Source organism: Massilia varians, assembly GCF_027923905.1.
GTDB lineage: Bacteria > Pseudomonadota > Gammaproteobacteria > Burkholderiales > Burkholderiaceae_D > Telluria > Telluria varians_B.
In genome coordinates this window covers 4357854-4376231 of record NZ_AP026966.1, presented here as the reverse complement: position 1 = coordinate 4376231, position 18378 = coordinate 4357854, and the positions used below count along the sequence as shown (strand labels likewise).

Annotated in this window: 16 protein-coding genes; 8 read left to right on the top strand and 8 right to left on the bottom strand. The window is 66.9% G+C overall.

The annotated features are described in order from the left end of the window. Positions 1-90 precede the first annotated feature (90 nt). From htpX to bamC, 6 genes are read left to right on the top strand one after another with little or no spacing between them, the layout of a single operon-like run. Positions 91-966 carry a protease HtpX gene (htpX, locus tag MasN3_RS19775; protein WP_281909535.1) on the top strand — a complete coding sequence of 292 codons (876 nt, stop codon included), beginning with the start codon at positions 91-93 and terminating at the stop codon, positions 964-966. A 24-nt stretch (positions 967-990) separates the two neighbouring features. After that, positions 991-1614: an L-threonylcarbamoyladenylate synthase gene (locus MasN3_RS19770; RefSeq protein ID WP_281909532.1), complete on the top strand. Its 624-nt coding sequence runs from the start codon at positions 991-993 to the stop codon at positions 1612-1614. Between the two features lie 54 nt (positions 1615-1668). Next, positions 1669-2325 carry a site-2 protease family protein gene (locus MasN3_RS19765; RefSeq protein ID WP_281909530.1) on the top strand — a complete coding sequence of 219 codons (657 nt, stop codon included), beginning with the start codon at positions 1669-1671 and terminating at the stop codon, positions 2323-2325. Next, entirely contained in the window at positions 2322-2897 is a 576-nt protein-coding gene (locus MasN3_RS19760) for a class I SAM-dependent methyltransferase (RefSeq protein WP_370662307.1), read from the top strand. Before MasN3_RS19765 ends, MasN3_RS19760 begins: the two co-directional genes overlap by 4 nt. Positions 2898-2954: 57 nt before the next feature. Continuing rightward, positions 2955-3836, top strand: a complete 882-nt coding sequence (dapA, locus tag MasN3_RS19755) for a 4-hydroxy-tetrahydrodipicolinate synthase (RefSeq protein WP_281909529.1) — start codon at positions 2955-2957, stop codon at positions 3834-3836. Positions 3837-3878: 42 nt separating this feature from the next. Beyond that, entirely contained in the window at positions 3879-5009 is a 1131-nt protein-coding gene (gene bamC / locus MasN3_RS19750) for an outer membrane protein assembly factor BamC (protein ID WP_281909527.1), read from the top strand. Positions 5010-5140: 131 nt separating this feature from the next. On the opposite strand, the gene MasN3_RS19745 is transcribed toward bamC, so the two are convergent. The 3 genes from MasN3_RS19745 to MasN3_RS19735 form a co-directional block, all read right to left on the bottom strand. Then, positions 5141-5413, bottom strand: a complete 273-nt coding sequence (locus MasN3_RS19745) for a hypothetical protein (protein ID WP_281909526.1) — start codon at positions 5411-5413, stop codon at positions 5141-5143. A gap of 268 nt (positions 5414-5681) precedes the next feature. Continuing rightward, positions 5682-6170, bottom strand: a complete 489-nt coding sequence (locus tag MasN3_RS19740; protein ID WP_281909525.1) for a DUF7931 domain-containing protein — start codon at positions 6168-6170, stop codon at positions 5682-5684. Between the two features lie 12 nt (positions 6171-6182). Continuing rightward, positions 6183-7304, bottom strand: a complete 1122-nt coding sequence (locus MasN3_RS19735) for a cupin domain-containing protein (RefSeq protein ID WP_281909524.1) — start codon at positions 7302-7304, stop codon at positions 6183-6185. Between the two features lie 90 nt (positions 7305-7394). Here MasN3_RS19735 and MasN3_RS19730 point away from each other — a divergent pair, with 90 nt between their 5' ends. Further along, positions 7395-7928, top strand: a complete 534-nt coding sequence (locus tag MasN3_RS19730) for an FKBP-type peptidyl-prolyl cis-trans isomerase (protein WP_281909522.1) — start codon at positions 7395-7397, stop codon at positions 7926-7928. 63 nt (positions 7929-7991) lie between these two features. Here MasN3_RS19730 and MasN3_RS19725 read toward each other — a convergent pair whose 3' ends face one another. Beyond that, complete coding sequence (locus tag MasN3_RS19725) at positions 7992-8963, bottom strand: hypothetical protein (protein ID WP_281909519.1); 972 nt, start codon at positions 8961-8963, stop codon at positions 7992-7994. Next, a complete protein-coding gene (mutS, locus tag MasN3_RS19720) occupies positions 8963-11626 on the bottom strand; it encodes a DNA mismatch repair protein MutS (protein ID WP_281909517.1) in 2664 nt (887 codons plus the stop codon). Before mutS ends, MasN3_RS19725 begins: the two co-directional genes overlap by 1 nt. Before the next feature lie 257 nt (positions 11627-11883). On the opposite strand from mutS, the gene MasN3_RS19715 reads away from it, so the two are divergent. Beyond that, positions 11884-12597: a hypothetical protein gene (locus tag MasN3_RS19715; RefSeq protein WP_281909516.1), complete on the top strand. Its 714-nt coding sequence runs from the start codon at positions 11884-11886 to the stop codon at positions 12595-12597. A 6-nt stretch (positions 12598-12603) separates the two neighbouring features. Here MasN3_RS19715 and MasN3_RS19710 read toward each other — a convergent pair whose 3' ends face one another. From MasN3_RS19710 to MasN3_RS19700, 3 genes are read right to left on the bottom strand one after another with little or no spacing between them, the layout of a single operon-like run. Next, entirely contained in the window at positions 12604-13461 is an 858-nt protein-coding gene (locus tag MasN3_RS19710) for a MaoC/PaaZ C-terminal domain-containing protein (RefSeq protein WP_281909514.1), read from the bottom strand. Next, positions 13458-16028, bottom strand: coding sequence for a cyanophycin synthetase (gene cphA / locus MasN3_RS19705; protein ID WP_281909513.1), 2571 nt, complete (start codon positions 16026-16028; stop codon positions 13458-13460). The genes MasN3_RS19710 and cphA overlap by 4 nt, the downstream gene beginning before the upstream one ends. An 18-nt stretch (positions 16029-16046) precedes the next feature. Further along, complete coding sequence (locus MasN3_RS19700; protein WP_281909512.1) at positions 16047-18224, bottom strand: cyanophycin synthetase; 2178 nt, start codon at positions 18222-18224, stop codon at positions 16047-16049. Positions 18225-18378 lie beyond the last annotated feature (154 nt).

The following is an 18378-nucleotide window of genomic DNA, read 5'->3' as shown; positions in this document are numbered from 1 at the left end:
CCACTGGACCAGATCACCCCTACTTGAATTTTCGACTGGACAGCCCAATCTTGGCAGCCTGACATCATCCCGTTGCCAGGAGGCTTGTTCATGAAACGCATCGTCCTGTTCCTTGCCACCAACCTTGCCGTCGTGCTGGTGGTGTCGCTCGTGCTCAACCTGCTTGGGGTGGGGCGCGCCGTCACGGGGCAGGGGATCGACATCGGCAACCTGGCCGTGTTCTCGCTGGTGATCGGTTTCACCGGCTCCTTCATTTCGCTCCTGATGAGCAAACCGATGGCCAAATGGTCGACCGGCGCGCGCGTCATCGAGACCCCCGCCAACGGCACCGAACGCTGGCTGGTCGACACCGTCCGTCGGCTATCCGAGCGCGCCGGCATCGGCATGCCGGAAGTGGCCGTCTACGATGGCGAGCCGAACGCCTTCGCCACCGGCGCGTTCAAGAATTCCGCGCTGGTGGCGGTGTCCACCGGCCTGCTGGCCAGCATGAACCAGGACGAGGTCGAGGCCGTGATCGGCCACGAGGTGGCCCACATCGCCAATGGCGACATGGTCACGCTCACCCTGATCCAGGGCGTGGTCAACACCTTCGTCGTGTTCCTCGCGCGGGTGGTCGGCTACTTCGTCGACAAGGTGCTGCTGCGCAGCGAGGACCGCGGTCCCGGCATCGGCTACATGGTCACCGTGTTCGTGTGCGAGATCGTGTTCGGTATCCTGGCCTCGATCATCGTCGCCTGGTTCTCGCGCAAGCGCGAATTCCGCGCCGACGCCGGCTCGGCCAAGCTGCTCGGCAGTCCGGTGCCGATGCAGCATGCGCTGGCCCGTCTCGGCGGCCTGGCGCCGGGCGCGCTGCCCTCGTCGATGGCCGCTTCCGGCATCTCGGGCAGCGGCGGCGGCTGGGGCGCGCTGTTCTCGACCCACCCGCCGATGGAGCAACGCATCGCGGCGCTGCAGGCGCTTCGCTAACAATCAAGAAGAAAGGCGGTACCCATGGCCCAGCACTTCCAGATCCATCCCGACAACCCGCAGCCGCGCCTGGTGAAGCAGGCCGCCCAGATCATCAGCGCCGGCGGCATCGTGGCCGCGCCGACCGATTCGGCCTATGCGCTGGTGTGCCGCCTCGACGACAAGGCCGCGGTCGAGAAGCTGCGCCGCATCCGCGGCGTCGACGACAAGCACCACCTGACCCTGCTGGTGCGCGACCTGTCCGCGATCGCGCACTTCGCGCGCGTCGACAACACCCAGTACCGGCTGCTCAAGGCGACCATGCCGGGCCCCTACACCGTGATCCTGGAGGCCACGCGCGAAGTGCCGCGCCGCCTGTCGCATCCGTCGCGCAAGACCATCGGCGTGCGCGTGCCGGAAAACCAGATCATGCTGGCCCTCATCGAGGAACTGGGCGAGCCCCTGATCGGCACCACGCTGCAACTGCCGGGCGACGACCACATGCTGTCCGATCCCGACGAGGTCTTGGCGCGCCTCGGCAAGCAGATCGAGCTGGTGATCGACGGCGGCGCCGGCACGCTGGAGGCGACCACGGTCATCGATCTGACCGGGCCGGTGCCGGAACTGGTGCGCGCGGGCAGGGGCGATCCGGCGGCATTCGGCCTGTAAGGTCTTCAGCTTCTCCTAACAGGCGGGTCCGGCGGACCTGATAAAATCGCGCACATGGATCCTGAACTGATACGTAACATTGCCGTCTACGCGCTGCCCGTCCTCTTTGCGATTACCCTGCATGAAGCCGCCCACGCCTACGTCGCCCGCTATTTCGGCGACAACACCGCCTATGCCGCCGGGCGCATGACACTCAACCCGCTGGTGCACGTCGACATCTTCGGCACCATCGTGATTCCCATTGCCCTGTACCTCACCACCGGATTCGTGTTCGGCTATGCCAAGCCGGTGCCGGTCGACTTCAACCGCCTGCGCAACCCGAAGCGCGACATGGCCTGGGTGGCCCTCGCCGGCCCCGGCGCCAACTTCATCATGGCCTTCCTGTGGCTGGTGCTGGCGGTGCTGCTGGTCGCCTTCGGCGTGAGCGAGGAGTTCCCGCACAAGGTGGCGCAGGCCGGCCTGTTCGCCAATCTCCTGATGTTCGCCTTCAACCTGTTGCCGATTCCGCCCCTGGACGGCGGCCGCGTGCTCACCAGCCTGCTGCCGAACGCCCTGGCCTACAAGTTCGCGCGCATCGAGCCCTACGGCTTCTTCATCGTGCTGGGCCTGATCTTCATGAACCTGCTGGCCTTCTGGGTGATGCCGGTGATGAACCTGGGCCGCATCCTGCTGCAGCTGATCGCGTCGCCCTTGACCCTGCTGCTCACATGAACATGATGAACCTGCCGGCCTCGCCCTGGGTCGAACGCTTCGCGCCGCTGGCAAAGGCCGGCGAAGCGCTCGACCTGGCCTGCGGCAGCGGCCGCCACACGCGCCTGCTGGCGGCGCGCGGCATGCGGGTGACCGCGCTGGACCGCAATCCGGAACTGCTGGGCCCGCTTGCCGGCCCGAACGTGACCACGCTGCAGCACGACCTCGAGGCCGAGGATGCCGTCTGGCCCTTCGAGCCGGGCCGTTTCGCGCTGATCGTCGTCACCAACTACCTGCACCGCCCGCTGTTCCCACAGTTGGCCGCCAGCCTGCGCCCGGACGGCATCCTGATCTACGAGACGTTTGCGCAGGGTAACCAGATCTACGGCAAGCCGTCGAATCCGGATTTCCTGCTGGCGCCGGAAGAACTGCTGGGCCTGGCGCGCGCTGGCGGGCTGCAGGTGCTGGCCTTCGAAGACGGCCACCTCGACCGGCCCCACCCAGCGCAGGTGCAGCGCCTGTGCGCGGCCGGCCACGGCTTTGCCAAAACCGAGGCAAAGCTCGACCATAATGTGGGTTCGAATGAACCATAGAGGCGGGCGATCCGCTACAATCCAACTTTTATTTACTTTACGGCACGGCCAACGCATATGATTAAGGGCAGCATCGTAGCAATCGTCACCCCGATGTTCGAGGACGGCAGTCTTGACCGCGACTCTCTGCGCAAGCTGATCGACTGGCACATCGCGGAAGGTACCGACGGCATCGTCATCGTCGGCACCACGGGCGAATCGGCCACCGTCTCCCCCGAGGAGCATGCCGAACTGATCAAGATCGCGGTGGACCACACCGCCGGCCGCATCCCGGTGATCGCCGGCGCGGGCGGCAACTCCACCGTGGAGGCCATCGCGCTGACCCGGCACGCGAAGGACGTCGGCGCCGACGCCTCGCTGCAGGTGGTCCCGTACTACAACCGTCCGACCCAGGAAGGCATGTACCGCCACTTCAAGGCCATCGCCGAAGCGGTCGACCTGCCGGTCATCCTGTACAACGTCCCGGGCCGCACCGTTGCCGACATGAGCAACGAGACCGTGGCGCGCCTGGCGCCGATCGACAACATCGTCGGCATCAAGGACGCCACCGGCAACATCGGCCGCGGCATCGAGCTGCTGCGCATGGTCGACAAGTCCTTTGGCGTGTACTCGGGCGACGACCCGACCGCGATGGCCCTGATGTTCTGCGGCGCTGCCGGCAACATCTCGGTGACCGCCAACGTGGCGCCGCGCGCGATGCACGAACTGTGCGTCGCCGCCATGGCCGGTGACGTGGCGCGCGCGGTCGAGATCAACAACCGCGTGCTCGACCTGCACGCCAAGCTGTTCGTCGAGCCGAACCCGGTGCCGGTCAAGTGGGCCCTGGCCGAGATGGGCAGGATCCCGTCGGGCCTGCGCCTGCCGCTGGCGCCGCTGGGCTCGTCCTTCCACGATACCGTCCGTGGCGCACTGGCCCAGGCGGGCCTTCTTTCTTCCTGAACCCGCAAGGGTTCCGGTTCCTGGTAACTGATATCGAACGACATGACAAATCGCACTATGAAGACCCTCGCGCTGACCACGATCGCGCTGAGCCTCGCCGGCTGCACCACCATCTTCGAATCGGACAAGGTCGACTACCGTGGCGCCAAGAAGGCTGCCAACCTGGAAGTTCCGCCGGACCTGACCGCGCTGCAGCGCGACAACCGCTATGCCGTCCCGGACGGCAAGGGCGTGGCGACCGCATCCAGTTTCCAGCAGCAGATGGGCGCACAGAATGTGCCGGGTGCGATGGCAGGCGCTTCGCTGCAGCCGATCGGCCCGGTCTCGACCGATGCCGTGAGCGTGCAGCGTAACGGCGACCAGCGCTGGCTGGTGGTCAAGCAGACCCCGGAACAACTGTGGCCGCAGCTGCGCGAGTTCTGGGAAAACCAGGGCTTCGCCATCGAGACCGAGTCGGCCACGACCGGCACCATGGAAACCAACTGGGTCGAGAACCGTTCCAAGATCCCACAGGATTTCATCCGGAACGCTCTCGGCCGGGTGTTCGACAAAGCCTACTCGACCGGCGAGCGCGACAAGTTCCGCACCCGCCTGGAGCGCCTGCCGGACGGCTCGACCGAGATCTGGATCAGCCACCGCGGCGCCGAGGAAGTGCTGCAGGGCGCCCAGAAGGAAACCACGATCTGGACCGTGCGCCCGAACGATCCCGGCCTGGAAGCGCAGTTCCTGGGCCGCCTGGTGGCCCAGCTCACCGGCGTCAAGGAGACCAAGCCGGCCGAGACCATGGTCGCGAACGCGCCGGTGGCGCCGCAGCAGGCCACGCTGGTCGGCAATGCCGTGGAAGTCAACGAAGGCTTCGACCGCGCATGGCGCCGCGTCGGCCTGGCGCTCGACCGCGTCGGCTTCACCGTCGAAGACCGCGACCGCGTGCAGGGCGTGTACTTCGTGCGCTACGTCGATCCGGATGCGGCCAACAAGGATGGCTTCTTCAAGAAGCTGTTCACTTTCGGCGCGGACGACAAGGCCAAGGAAGCCCAGCGTTACCGCGTAATCGTCAAGGCGGAGCAGGGCGCCTCGACCAGCCAGGTGAGCGTGCAGACCAACGACGGCAAGCCGGATGCCGGCGAGACCGGCGCCAAGATCCTGAAGCTGCTGGCGGATGAGCTGAAATAATTCAGGGGTGCAAGCCCCGTGCGGAAACCGGCCTTGATGGCCGGTTTTTTTACGCCTGCCGCCTGGACGAGGAAAAGCGTGGGGCGAAAAAAAACCGGCCCGCAGGCCGGTCTTGAATCAGATCGCGCTGATTACTTGGTTGCAGCAGCGTCAGCAGCTTGCGAAGCAGCGGTCGAAGCAGCAGCAGCTGCGTCAGCGGCGGTCGAAGCGGCTTCCGAAGCGGCAGCAGCAGCGTCAGCGGCCGGAGCAGCGGTGGTTGCGTCGGTAGCGGCCGGGGTAGCAGCAGCATCGGTAGCAGCAGGAGCTTCGACAGCGGCCGGAGCGACCGGAGCAGCTTCTTCTTTCTTGCTGCAAGCAGCCAGAGCAACAGCCATCAGGGAAACGATCAGCAGGGATTTTTTCATGATTTTCCTTAATATTTCAAAAGTAAGTACTGCTTGTTTGAATAATAATTACCGGTAATTATTGCTCAGAGGAATTTTCGTGCTTTCGTTAAAGGCAAACCTGCCAAATAGGCAACGGAACCTTCCTGACCCGATATTATAGCCAAATTTACTGAATCGCAATAGCGAACTCATTCCTTGGCGAAAGTATTTTGCGGTTTAATAAGCTTCATATTGTTACAAGATGAAACGATATCGCCGCCAACTGGTAACAACACGCTTATAACGTTCACAAGCCGCTGATGGTTGACTGAAGGACAGGAAAAGATTCATCCCAGATCGCATCGAAGCGCTGGCGCGCCAGTTCGACCGCTTGCGGGGCGGCGAAGCTGGCTTCGCCGCGCATGTGCGCACTGTGGAAGCGGCGCACGATGTGCAAATCGTCGGCGATGCAGAAAGAATCGCTCAGCTGGCGCAGGCCTTGCGGCGTGTTGCGGCAAGCGAGCAGGTGGCCATAGTCGCGCAGCATGCGCAGGAAGCGCGGGTAGTGGCGTTCGATGTGGGCGGGCGAGTGCAGCGCCAGGCGCAGCACGCCGCCGCGTTTGAAAAATTCCCGCAGAAGCGCATCGACTTCGCTGCTTCCCAAAGGGAATACCGCGAAGTCGGGGTCGAACAGGTCGAGGCGGGTGCGGGCGGCGGCCAGGCAGGCGCGCCACTGCGTTTCGCATTCCGCCCGGGTGTCGAAGCGAACCGTGTTGCCGCTTGCCGCTTCCTGCATGGCGCCTCCCGCTCAGCCCAGTTCCACCCAGCCGTCCTGGTACCAGGTGTACAGGGCTTCCAGCACGTCGTCGGTGGCGCTGCCCAGGAGTTCGCCGTCGATGCGGCGCTCGTTGGCCAGCACGTCCAGCACCACCTTGTCGGCGCGGCCGACGGCGAAGGATTCGCCGTTGATGAAGACGCTCTTGCCGCGGTAGAGCATCAGGGTCTTGCTCGACAGCTTCAAGCCCTTCTTCGCCGCGGTTTCCATGAAGCGGCCGACCGTGAGCGGCTTGGCCGGGCCGGTGAAGAACACGTTGTGCTTCGGCTCGGACAGGTATTCGCCCAGGAAGATGGTGACGTCCTCTTCGTCCCAGCGCACCTTGTTCAGTTCCTCGGTCACGGTCGCGAGCATGTCGCGCGGGATCTCGGCCGGGTTCTTCGCCAGCGTCAGGTCCGGGTCGGCATAGCGGCCCGGCAGGTCGATCGAGTCGGCCATGAACTGCAGGAAGGCTTCGCCCAGTTCCTGGAAGGAAGGCGAGCGGAAACCGATCGAGTAGGTCATGCATTCTCCCTCGGCCACGCCGTCGTGGGCGTAATGCGGCGGCAGGTAGAGCATGTCGCCCGGTTCCAGCACGAACTCTTCCTCGGCTTCGAAGTCGGCCAGGATCTTGAGCGGCAGGCCTTCGACCAGGTCCAGGTTCTGCTGGGCGCTGATGCGCCAGCGGCGCTTGCCCTGCGCCTGCAGCAGGAACACGTCATAGGAATCGAAGTGCGGGCCGACGCCGCCGCCGTCGCTGGCGTAGCTCACCATCAGGTCGTCCAGGCGGGCATCCGGCACGAAGCGGAACTGGCGCAGCAGCTCGTCGGCGCGCTGGTCGTGCAGGTTGACGCCCTGGACCAGCATGGTCCACTCGCGTTCGCTGCGCTGCGGCAGTTCGGTCAGCGGACCGTGCTGCATGTCCCACTGGCCGCCGCGCAGGGTGACCAGGCGCGATTCGACGTAGTTCTGGCGCGCCAGTTCGGCCAGTTTCGCGAAGCTGAGCAGGGGTTTGAAACCCGGGATGGCCTGGCGGATCAAGAGCGGTTTCTTGTGCCAGTAATCGCGCAGGAACTGGGCGGGAGTAATATTCCCGAGAAGCTGTAATTTTTTCATGCGCCATTATAACCAGCCAAATGAGCCAAACTGGCAAGTGCCTCGTTTCGGTAAGGGTATAATCCGGGGCTTACAACGAAAGGATCTGCGATGAAGATTGCCAAGAATACGGTCGTGTCGGTCAACTACAAGCTGTCGGACGCCCAGAACAACCTGATCGAGGAGGGCTCCCAGCCGATGGTGTACCTGCACGGCGGCTACGAAAACACCCTGCCGAAGATCGAAGAAGAACTCGACGGCAAGGAAACCGGCTATTCGTCGACGATCCAGGTCGAGCCGGAAGATGCCTTCGGCGACTACGATCCGGAGTTGGTGAAGGTGGAAGACCGCAAGCGCCTGCCGGAGCCGCTCGAAGTCGGCATGCAGTTCGAAGGCGTGGCCGAAGGCGTGGACGACGAGCCGACCATCTTCACCGTCACCGACATCGCGGACGACAAGGTGGTCCTGGATGGCAACCATCCGCTGGCCGGCATGGCGCTGCGCTTCGACCTGTCGGTGATCGACGTGCGCGAAGCCACCCCGGAAGAGGTCGCGCACGGCCACGTGCACGGTGCGCATGGCCACCACCACGACGAGATGGAAGACAGCGAAGAGGGCGACCACTTCCGCAGCAAGCCGCTGTAATCCCGGCGTGCCGGCAACCCGGGTTCCCGCGCAGGCGGGAGCCCGCTGTGCCTCGCGCCGCCGCTAGCGCCGGGCCTCGCCCAGCGAAAACACGTTCTCCCCCTTGGCCATCACCCGCACTTCCACCGTGTGGGCCCCGACGGACAAGTGTCCCAGGTTGCCGCGCCACTCGATCGCCGGGCGCGCTTCCTCCGGCAGTCCCGCGCTGTCAATCACCAGTACCCGCCCCTTGAAACCGGCCGCCCGCTGCTGCAACTGGCGGCGCGTCTCGGCGAACCCTTCCCGGCCTTCCGGCGTACGCTGCAGCAGCGCGCGCAGTCCGTTGGCCGGCTGCAGCAGGGGCTGCATATTCCCTTCCGCGAACAGCACCAGCGCATCGACCTTGTCCTGCTTGGCGATCGCGAACAGGCGGTTGAGCCAGAAGCGGTTGGCCACGGTCCGGTCCTCGTACTCGCTGTTGCGTCCCGCCGCCGCCAGGTAGTGGTTGTTGGCCTCGGGCAGGTTGATGGTGGCGTACAGCACCTTGCCGACCTGCCAGTGGGCGTTCTCGGCATAGCTGCGAAAGCGCGGGCTGCTCGACAGGCGGGTCACGGGCAGCTTGGCCCTGCCGAGCGACTCCGGCTCGCTGTAGAACAGTTCGCGCAGCCGGTTCAGGCGTTCGATCGCATTGGTGCGGCCCGCCGAATTGCGGCAGCCGGTCCAGTCGTCGTCGCTCAGGGACAGGATCACCGGACGCCTGGCCTTGTCGAACAGCGCGCGCCGCTTCTGGTAGAGGCGGTCGCCGCAGGACTCGCCAGCGCCCTTGATGCCGGTGACGACCAGGAAGGCCAGCTCCGGGTCCTTGGCCTCGAGCAGGACCTCCCTCAAGGCCGCCTCTCCACCCGCGGCAGCGCGCTGGCCCACCACCGTGAAGTGGTGGGAATCGGGATCCTTGAGCACCTCGGCCGCCTTCTTCCTGTCGCGGCCGAGGGCCGGCGCCGCGGCCACGGCAGCGGCGAGCAGGCCCGCGAGGAGAAGGGAGCGGCGCGCCGGCATCAGGCGAGGAGGCGCTTCAGCTCGTAGAGCCGTTCCAGTGCTTCGCGCGGGCTCAGGGCGTCCGGGTCAATGGCGGCGAGGGCCTGCTGCAGTTCGTCGCTCGCGCGGCTCTCCGGGGCCGGACTGGCCGCCAGGGATTGCTCCGCTTCCTCGGCGGGAGCGGCGAACAGGTCGAGCTGCGGCGTCGTGTCCAGCGCCTGCGATTCCAGGCGCGCCAGGTGCTTGCGCGCGGCCCGGATCACGGCGGGCGGCACGCCTGCCAGTTGCGCCACCTGCAGGCCGTAGCTCTGCGACGCGGGGCCGTCCTGTACCGCGTGCAGGAACACGATGCTGTCCTTGTGCTCCACCGCCGACAGGTGCACGTTCACCGCGCTCGGATGCGTTTCCGGCAGCTGGGTGAGCTCGAAGTAGTGGGTCGCGAACAGCGTGAAGCTGCGGCTGGTCTCGATCAGGTGGCGCGCGATCGCCCAGGCCAGCGCCAGGCCATCAAACGTAGAGGTGCCGCGGCCCACTTCGTCCATCAGCACCAGGGAGTGCTCGGTGGCGCCGTTGAGGATGGCCGCCGATTCGGTCATCTCGACCATGAAGGTGGAGCGTCCGTTGGCCAGGTCGTCGCTGGCGCCGATGCGGGTAAAGATGCGGTCGATCGGGCCGATCGTGGCCCGGGTAGCGGGCACGTAGCTGCCCACGTAGGCCAGCAGCGTGATCAAGGCCACCTGGCGCATGAAGGTCGACTTACCGCCCATGTTCGGGCCGGTGATCAGGAGCATGCGGCGTTCGTTTGCCAGGCGGCAGTCGTTGGCGATGAAGCGCTCGATCTGGTTTTCCACCACCGGGTGGCGGCCTTCGACGATGTTCAGGCAGGGTTCGTCCACCAATTGCGGCGCGCACCAGTTGTTGCGCACCGCATGGCTGGCGAGGGCCACCAGGGTGTCGAGCTGGGCCAGGCCGCCGGCGATCGACTGCAGGCAGCCGATGAAGGGCGCCAGGTCGCCCAGCAGGGCGTCGTACAGCATCTTCTCGCGCGCCAGGGCGCGGTCCTGGGCCGACAAGGCCTTGTCCTCGAAGGCTTTCAGTTCCGGCGTGATGTAGCGTTCGCAGTTCTTCAGGGTCTGGCGGCGGCGGTAGTCTTCCGGCACCTTGTCGGCCTGGCCGTTGGTGACTTCGATATAGAAGCCGTGCACCCGGTTGTACTCGACGCGCAGGTTGGCGATGCCGGTGCGGGCGCGCTCGCGCGCCTCCAGGTCGACCAGGAACTGGCCGGCGTTCTCGGACAGCGCGCGCAGTTCGTCGAGCTCGGCGTCGAAGCCGCGCGCGAACACGCCGCCGTCGCGCACCATCACGCTCGGCTCTTCCATGATGGCGCGGCTGAGCAGGTCGAGGCAGGACTCGGGCGGCGCCAGCAGGTCGTGAATCTCGCGCAGCAGGCTGGTGTCGCCCGGGACGAAGCAGCGCGCCACCCCTTCGCGCAGGGCCGGCAGCTGCTTGAGGCCGTCGCGCAGGCAGGACAGGTCGCGCGGACGCGCCGACAGCAGGGCGATGCGGGTGGTGATGCGTTCGATGTCGGGCACGTTCGACAGCAGGGCCGACAGGCCGTGGGTTGCGTCAAACTGGGCCAGCGCGGCGATCGCCTCGTGGCGCGCGCGCGCCACGCGCTGGTTGCGGCGCGCATGGTGCAGCCAGTGGCGCAGCATGCGCGAACCCATCGCGGTGCGGCAGCCGTCCAGCAGCGAGAACAGGGTCGGCGCTTCCTGGCCGCGGATGGTCTCGGTCAGCTCCAGGTTGCGGCGCGTCGCGGCATCCAGGCCGATGTATTCGTTTTCAAGCTCGCAGGCCAGGCTTTTCACGTGCTGCAGGCCGCGCCCTTGCGTGGATTGCGCATAGCGCAGCAGCGCGCCGGCCGCGCCAAAGGCCGCGCCCATGCCGTCCGCGCCGAAGCCGGTGAGGGTAGCCACGCCCAGCTGCTCGAGCAGGGCGCCATGGCCCTTGAGCACGTCGAAATGCCATTCCGGCACCCGGTTGGTGTGCGCCACCGGCTCCGATTCGAACAGGTCGGCGCAGTCTGCGCGCAGGATCTCGGCCGGCGCGATGCGCTCGAGTTCATGCGCCAGGCGCGCCTCGACCGTGCGCTGGTCGCCCGAGAATTCCATCAGGCGCAGCACGCCGCTGGCCAGCGACAGCCAGGACAGGCCGACGGTGACGTTCTTGCGCTGCGCGAGGATGCACAGGGCCAGCAACGGACGATCGGCCTTTTCCGGCAGCAGGTCGCTGTCGGTCAGGGTGCCGGGGGTGACCACGCGCACCACCTTGCGCTCGACCGGGCCCTTGGACAGGGCCGGATCGCCGATCTGCTCGCAGATGGCGCAGGATTCGCCGATCTTCACCAGCTTGGCCAGGTAGCCGTCGAGCGAGTGGAAGGGCACGCCGCACATCTTGATCGGCTGGCCGTTCGAGCTGCCGCGCGCGGTCAGCGTGATGCCCAGCAGGCGCGCCGCTTTTTCCGCGTCGTCGTGGAACAACTCGTAGAAATCGCCCATGCGGTAGAACACCAGCATGGTGGGGTAATCGGCCTTGATGCGCAGGTATTGCTGCATCATGGGAGTGACTTTTTCCGTCGTGCCGGTCTTGAGGGCGGCGGCATTGATTTCGTTGGGAGCGTTCATGTGGTCGTGATTCGGTACGGCAAGGCGGTTGTTGCCCGGACTCGTCATTTTACCCCGATCGGTCAAGCCGGCGCTGTAAAACGGACATCGTGGCAGCGCGATGCTGCGGGCCGTCTCCTGCGGCGCGGCCCTGCCGCATATGTACAGGTAGTATCGAAAGTTGTCAAAAGCCTACAATTCTCGGACAAAAAACCGGCTAGTTCGAGACATGCCGGACGCTTATCCTCGGTCACTTCCAAACTCCTGGAGGAACGCCGATGTTCATCAAAAAAACACTCGCCCTGGGCATGATCGGTTCTGCCTGCCTGCTTGCCGCATGTGGCGGCGAGACGCTCGACGACACACCGCCCCAGATCAGCACCAGCTTCGCCGCCTCGCTCGACGGCTGGGTGGGCGAGTTCGCCGATTACGAGGACGCGACGGCGCCGACCGAGGTCGTGTGGGGGCTGCGTCCCTTGCCGGCGCCCTTGTCAGGCCAGGCCTACTACACGGGCGGGACCAACCGCAGCGACGACCTGTTCATCTATAGCAGGAAGAAGTTCGGCGGCTATGCGCCGTCCACCTCCTACCTGTTGCGCTTCGAGATCGAGATCGCCAGCAACCAGTCGTCCGGCTGCGTCGGCGTCGGCGGCGCGCCGGGCGAAAGCGTCTACGTGGTCGCGGGCGCGGCGCCGACGGAACCGAAAACCGTCCAGGTCAATGGCGAGTGGAGGGTCAACCTCGAGCGCGGCAACCAGGCCACGCCGGGCCCCGCGTCCCAGGTGCTCGGCAACGTCGCCAATGGCGTGCCGGACTGCGGCCCCCAGGTCTACCAGACCAAGGTGCTGAGAAGCACGGCCCCACTGGCGGTCAGCAGCAATGCGAACGGCGAGATCTGGGTCTTCTTCGGGATCGATTCCGGTTTCGAGGCGCGCAGCACCGTGTTCTACAAGTCGATCAAGGTCGCTGTCGAGCCGGCACGCAAACCCTGACGCTGTTCATGCCAGCCCGCAGTCTCCGCTGACCGCGGGCTTTCCGTCCGCTTCCACCATGAATTCGCCGGTGCCGGGCAGGGTATGCAGCGCGACCCGGCTTCCCAGGGGCACAGGCGCGCGGAAACGGCAGGCGATGCGGACGGCGCGGCGTCCGCCCGCGTTCTCGAGCAGCGCGCAGCTCGTCGCCAGCGTGTGCATGCCGTGGATGATCGGCCTGCGCATGCCCATCAGGCGCGCGCTCCAGCCGGACAAATGGATCGGGTTCCAGTCGCCGGAGAGCCGCGCGTAGCGGCGGCCGGCTGCCGCGTCGAGCGTCCAATGCCCAAGCACAGGGCCGGAGGGAACAGGCTGGGTCTCGGGCCGCTTCGGGCCGCCCGCCTGCCCGCGCCGGACCAGGTAGGTGCTGGCGCAGGAAAAGACCGGCGCCCCGTCCGCAGTGCCGGTGGTCTCCACCACGCAGCGCAGTGCGCCGCTGGAGGAGGCGGGCAGCATCCGCGGCACGGTGCGCAGCACCAGCGCCTGGCGCGGCAAGGCCTCGCCCTGCGCTTCGAGCACGTTTTCCATGTGGACCAGTCCAGCGATCCGGAAAGGGAAGCGTGGGTCGAGCATCGTCGCCAGGTGCGCGCGCTGGGCCGGCAAATACCACCAGGTGAGCGGGACGTGCACACCGGCGAATCCGAAGGCCTGGCGGTAGCGCGCGATATCGTCCGGCGGCAGGCTGTCGAGGCGGTACTCGGTGACCAGTTCCGGCATCGTGGCGGGAAGGGGGCGCTGCGGGCGCTTGAACAGCGCCCGCAGCAGCGTGGCGGGTCCCACGGCCGGCAGCGCCGGCACATGGGTGGTCGGAGAAGCAGGTTTCAAGCTTCGGCGACGCGTTGCTTGATGTGCGCCAGCGCCGCGTCCACCTGGTCGATCAGGATCAGGCACAGGTCGCCGGCCCGCAGGCGCGACAGGGCGCGGTCGATCGCCACGAACTCGCCATTGATTTCCTCCACATGGCTGGTGCGGGTAGCGCCATGCAAGCCCTTGCGCAGCAAGGCGACGACTTCGCCGTCGGCGCGGCCGCGCTGGCACTGGTCCTGGTACAGCAGCACCTCGTCGAAGGCCTTGCCGAGGATCTCGGTCTGCTGGGTGATGTCCTGGTCACGGCGGTCGCCGGCGCCGCTGATCACCACCGAACGGCGCTCGCCCGGCATGCCTTCGACGGCATTGACCAGCGCGGCGATCGCGTCCGGGTTGTGGCCGTAGTCGGCGATCACGGTAGCGCCGCGGTAGTCGAACACGTTGAAGCGGCCCGGCGCGTTGTCGCTCTCGCCGACGAAGGTCTTCAGGCCCAGGCGGACCTTGTCCCAGGCGATGCCCACGGCCCAGGCCGCGGCCACCGAGGCCAGCACGTTTTCGACCTGGAAGCCGACCGTGCCGCCCCGCGTGATCGGGACTTCCGCCAGTGGGACGCGGTGTTCGACGTCGCCCTGGGCGGCGACCAACTGGCCGTCCTCCATGAAGACGACGCGGCGGCCCTGGGCGCGGTGCATGGCCATGATCGGGTGGCCGACGTCGAGCGCGAAGAAGGTCACGTCGCCGCGGGTCACTTCGGCCATGGCGGCCACCGCCGGGTCGGCCGCGTTCAGCACGGCCATGCCCCCAAGCGCGACGTTCTGGACGATCACGCGCTTGAGTACCGCCAGGTCTTCCAGGGTGGTGATGTAGTTCAGGCCGAGGTGGTCGCCGGCGCCGATGTTGGTCACCACCGCCACCTGGCAGCGATCGAAAGCCAGGCCTTCGCGCAGCAGGCCGCCGCGCGCGGTCTCGAACACGGCCGCGTCGACGTCGGGGTGCAGCAGCACGTTGCGGGCGCTGCGCGGACCCGAGCAGTCGCCGCTGTCGATGCGGCGCCCTTCGATGTACACGCCGTCGGTATTGGTCATGCCGGTGCGCAGGCCGGACGCGCCGAGCAGGTGGGCGATCAGGCGCACGGTGGTGGTCTTGCCGTTGGTGCCGGTCACGGCCACCACCGGGATGCGGCCGTCGTCGCCCGGCGCGAACAGGGTGTCCATGATCGCTTCGCCGATCGCGCGCGGCTTGCCGAACGAGGGCGACAGGTGCATGCGCAGGCCCGGGGCGGCGTTGACTTCGACGATGCCGCCGTGCTGTTCCTCGATGGGCTTGAGGACGCTGTCGCACACCAGGTCGACGCCGCAGATGTCCAGGCCCACCATGTGGGCGGCGGCGATGCAGCGCTCTGCCACGTCCGGATGGACGTCGTCGGTCACGTCGGTGGCGGTGCCGCCGGTGGACAGGTTGGCGTTATTGCGCAGCACCACGCGCTGGCCGTTGCTGGGCACGGAGTCGGCGTTCATGCCGTGCTTGGCCAGCGTGGCCAGGGCGATGTCGTCGAAGCGGATCTTGGTCAGCGAGGTGGCGTGGCCGTCGCCGCGGCGCGGGTCCTTGTTGACCTGCTCGACCAGTTCGCGCACGCTGTGCACGCCGTCGCCCACCACCTGCGGCGGATCGCGGCGGGCGCACGCCACCATCTTGTCGCCGATGACCAGCACGCGGTAGTCGTGGCCCGGCAGGTAGCGCTCGACCAGGATGTCGTCGCGGAACTCGGACGCGGTGTGGAAGCCCGCGGTCAGCTGCTCTTTGGTCGTGACGTTGACGGTCACGCCCTTGCCCTGGTTGCCGTCCTTCGGCTTGATCACCACCGGCAGGCCGATTTCCAGGGCGGCGGCCCAGGCGTCGTCCGGGTCGCTCACGCTGCGGCCCATCGGCACCGGCACGCCGGCGGCGTCGAGCAGCTTCTTGGTCAGTTCCTTGTCCTGGGCGATGGTCTCGGCGATCGCGCCGGTGGCGTCGATCTCGGCGGCCTGGATGCGGCGCTGGCGGCTGCCCCAGCCGAACTGCACCAGGCTGCCCTCGGTCAGGCGGCGGAACGGGATGTTGCGGGCGATTGCCGCCTGCACGATCGACCCCGTGGACGGGCCGAGGCGCACGTCCTCGTCGACTTCGCGCAGCTTCGCCAAGGCGCCCGGCAGGTCGAAGGCGGCGTCATGGCGGGCGGCCTCGACCAGCTGCTGGGCCAGTTCGAGGGCCAGGCGGCCGACGTCTTCCTCGCTGTACTCGACCACGACCTGGTAGATGCCGCGCTCGACGGTGGCGGTGGTGCGGCTGAAGGTGACCGGGCAGCCGGCTTCGGCCTGCAGGGCCAGGGCCACGCGCTCGAGCACCTGGGCCAGCGGCACGGTGCCGTCGTGGCCGTAGGGCTGCAGTTCGCCTACCTGCGGAAAGCGCGCGCGCAGGCGCGTCTCGAAGCCGGCCAGCTCGCGGATCGATTCTTCGCCGGGCGTGCAGGAGACGATCGCTTCCACCGAGGTGTGATGGCTCCACAGATTTGGGCCGCGCAGGGCCCGTACACGAGATACTTCCATAAACCTTCAGTCTTCTATTTAGTGGGTCGTTTTCTTCGGGGTGGCATCGAAAGCGCGCAGCCCCCCGCAAATCAGGTCGGAGGGCACGCCCAGCGCCCAGGCCGCAGCCACGGCCGCCAGCACGCTGTCCGGGTGCTTCACCGTCGCCGGCGGAATCTTCGCCAGGTCGAGCAGCACGTCTTCCGTGTCGAAGCCTTCGGCCAGTACGATGCGCCGGTCGCGCACGAACACCACGCGTTCGCCTTGCGCGCGATGGTTCGCGACCACCGGGTTGTTTTCGTCGAGCGCGTAGAAGATCACGCGGCCGTCCGACAGTTCCGCCAGCGCCGCCACCTGTTCGTTGTCGGCATTGAGCACCGCGGTGCCTTCCGACAGGACCACGTCGACCTGGCTGCGGATCACGTTGCGCAGCGCATCCTGGTCGTCGATGTGGAGGTCACGCACGTCGGCCAGGCCTTCCATGTCGGTGACGATGCCGACCTGGCAGCGGTCGTAGGGCAGGCCCTCGAGCAGGATCGAGCGTGCGTTCGATTCGAACACGGCGGTCTGCACGGTGCGGTTGATCAGGAGGCGCTGGCCGGCCTCGAAGCCGGTCGAATCGCGGTTCGACACCTGGCGCGCGTCCAGGTACAGGCCTTCGCCGTTGGCCACGCCGACGTGCTTGCCGGTGATGTGGACCAGGCAGCCCACCAGGCGCGCGATCAGGCTGGTGCCCAGGGTGCCGGTGACGCCCACCACCGGGATGCGCCCGGTCTCGCCGTCCGCGAACAGGTGCGCGACGATGGCCTTGCCCACCTCGCGCGGCTGGCCGCTGGCCGGCTTGATGTGGGCCAGCAGGCCCGGGCTCGAATTGACCTCGATGATGGCGCCGCGCTGTTCTTCGAGCGGACGCGCGATGTCCTCGCACACCAGGTCGATGCCGGCGATGTCCAGGCCGACGATGCGCGCCGCCAGCGCGGCGGCATGGGCGACCGAAGGATGAACCAGGTCGGTGACGTCGTCGGCGACGTTGCCGTTCACCTGGATCAGCACCTTCTGCCCCGGCTGCGGTACCGATTCCGGCGTGAGGCCCTGGCGCTGCAGGTCCAGCATGATTTCGCTGTCGTGCGGATTGACGCGGCCGAGCGGATGCTCTTCGCTGTCGCCGCGGCGCGGGTCGGTGTTGATCTGGCTGTCGCACAGCTGCAGCACGCTCGAGCTGCCATCGCCCGTCACCCACAGCGATTCGCCCCTGGCGGCGGCGACCACCTCGCGGCCGACCACCAGCAGGCGGTGCTCGTTGCCGGGGATGAAACGCTCGACCAGCACCGCCGTGCTGTCGCCGGCTTCGGCGGCGATCGCATAGGCGGCCCGCACTTCCGACTCGAGCATCAGGTTCAGCGTCACGCCGCGCCCATGGTTGCCGTCGACCGGCTTGACCACGACCGGCAGGCCGATGTCCTGGGCTTCTTCCCATGCTTCTTCGGCGCTCCTGACCAGGGCGCCTTCCGGCACCGGCACGCCGCAGGAGGCGAGCAGGGTCTTGGTCAGGTCCTTGTCGCTGGCGATGCCTTCGCCGATCGCGCTGGTGCGGTCGGTCTCGGCGGTCCAGATGCGGCGCTGCGCGGCGCCATGGCCGAGCTGCACCAGGTTGCCGTCGGTGAGGCGGATCGAGGGAATGCGGCGGTCGGTGGCGGCGTCGACGATGTGGGCGGTCGACGGCCCCAGGCAGTAGCGGTCGACCAGCTCGGTCAGGGCCTGCACCGTGGCGGCCATGTCGAAGGGCGTGTCGTTGATGGCCGCCATGATCAGGCGGTGGCCGGCGTCGAGGGCGGCGCGGCCGACGATCTCGTCGCGGGTGCGGAAGGCCATCTTGTAGACGCCGGGCTGGCCGGTCGAGCGGGTCTTGCCGAAGCCGGTCTTCATGCCGGCCATGTTCTGCAACTCGAGCACGATGTGCTCGAGGATGTGGCCGGCCCAGGTGCCGTCGCGCAGGCGTTCCAGGAAGCCGCCGCGGCTGCCGACGCCGCAGCGGTGTTCGACCAGGCCCGGCAGCCAGGCGGTCAGGCGGTCGGTAAAGCCGGGCAGCTTGTTCGAGGGGAAGTCTTCGAGTTCCCCAATGTCGAGCCAGGCCTCGATCACCGGTCGGTAGGTCCAGATGTTCGGGCCGCGCAGGTGGGTCACGCGGAGGAACTTGATGTCGTTCTTCTTGTTCATGAAAAAATGTCTTTGCCTGCAGCGGCTGTTACGCGCAACGCCGGCTTTGCCTGTTAATTACCTGCCTGCTGCCACGGTACCCAAAGCCGGTTTCCCGCAGCGCACTTCATGTATACTTGCCGGCCCGAAGTTTCCCGGGTGCTAGCTTTTTCTG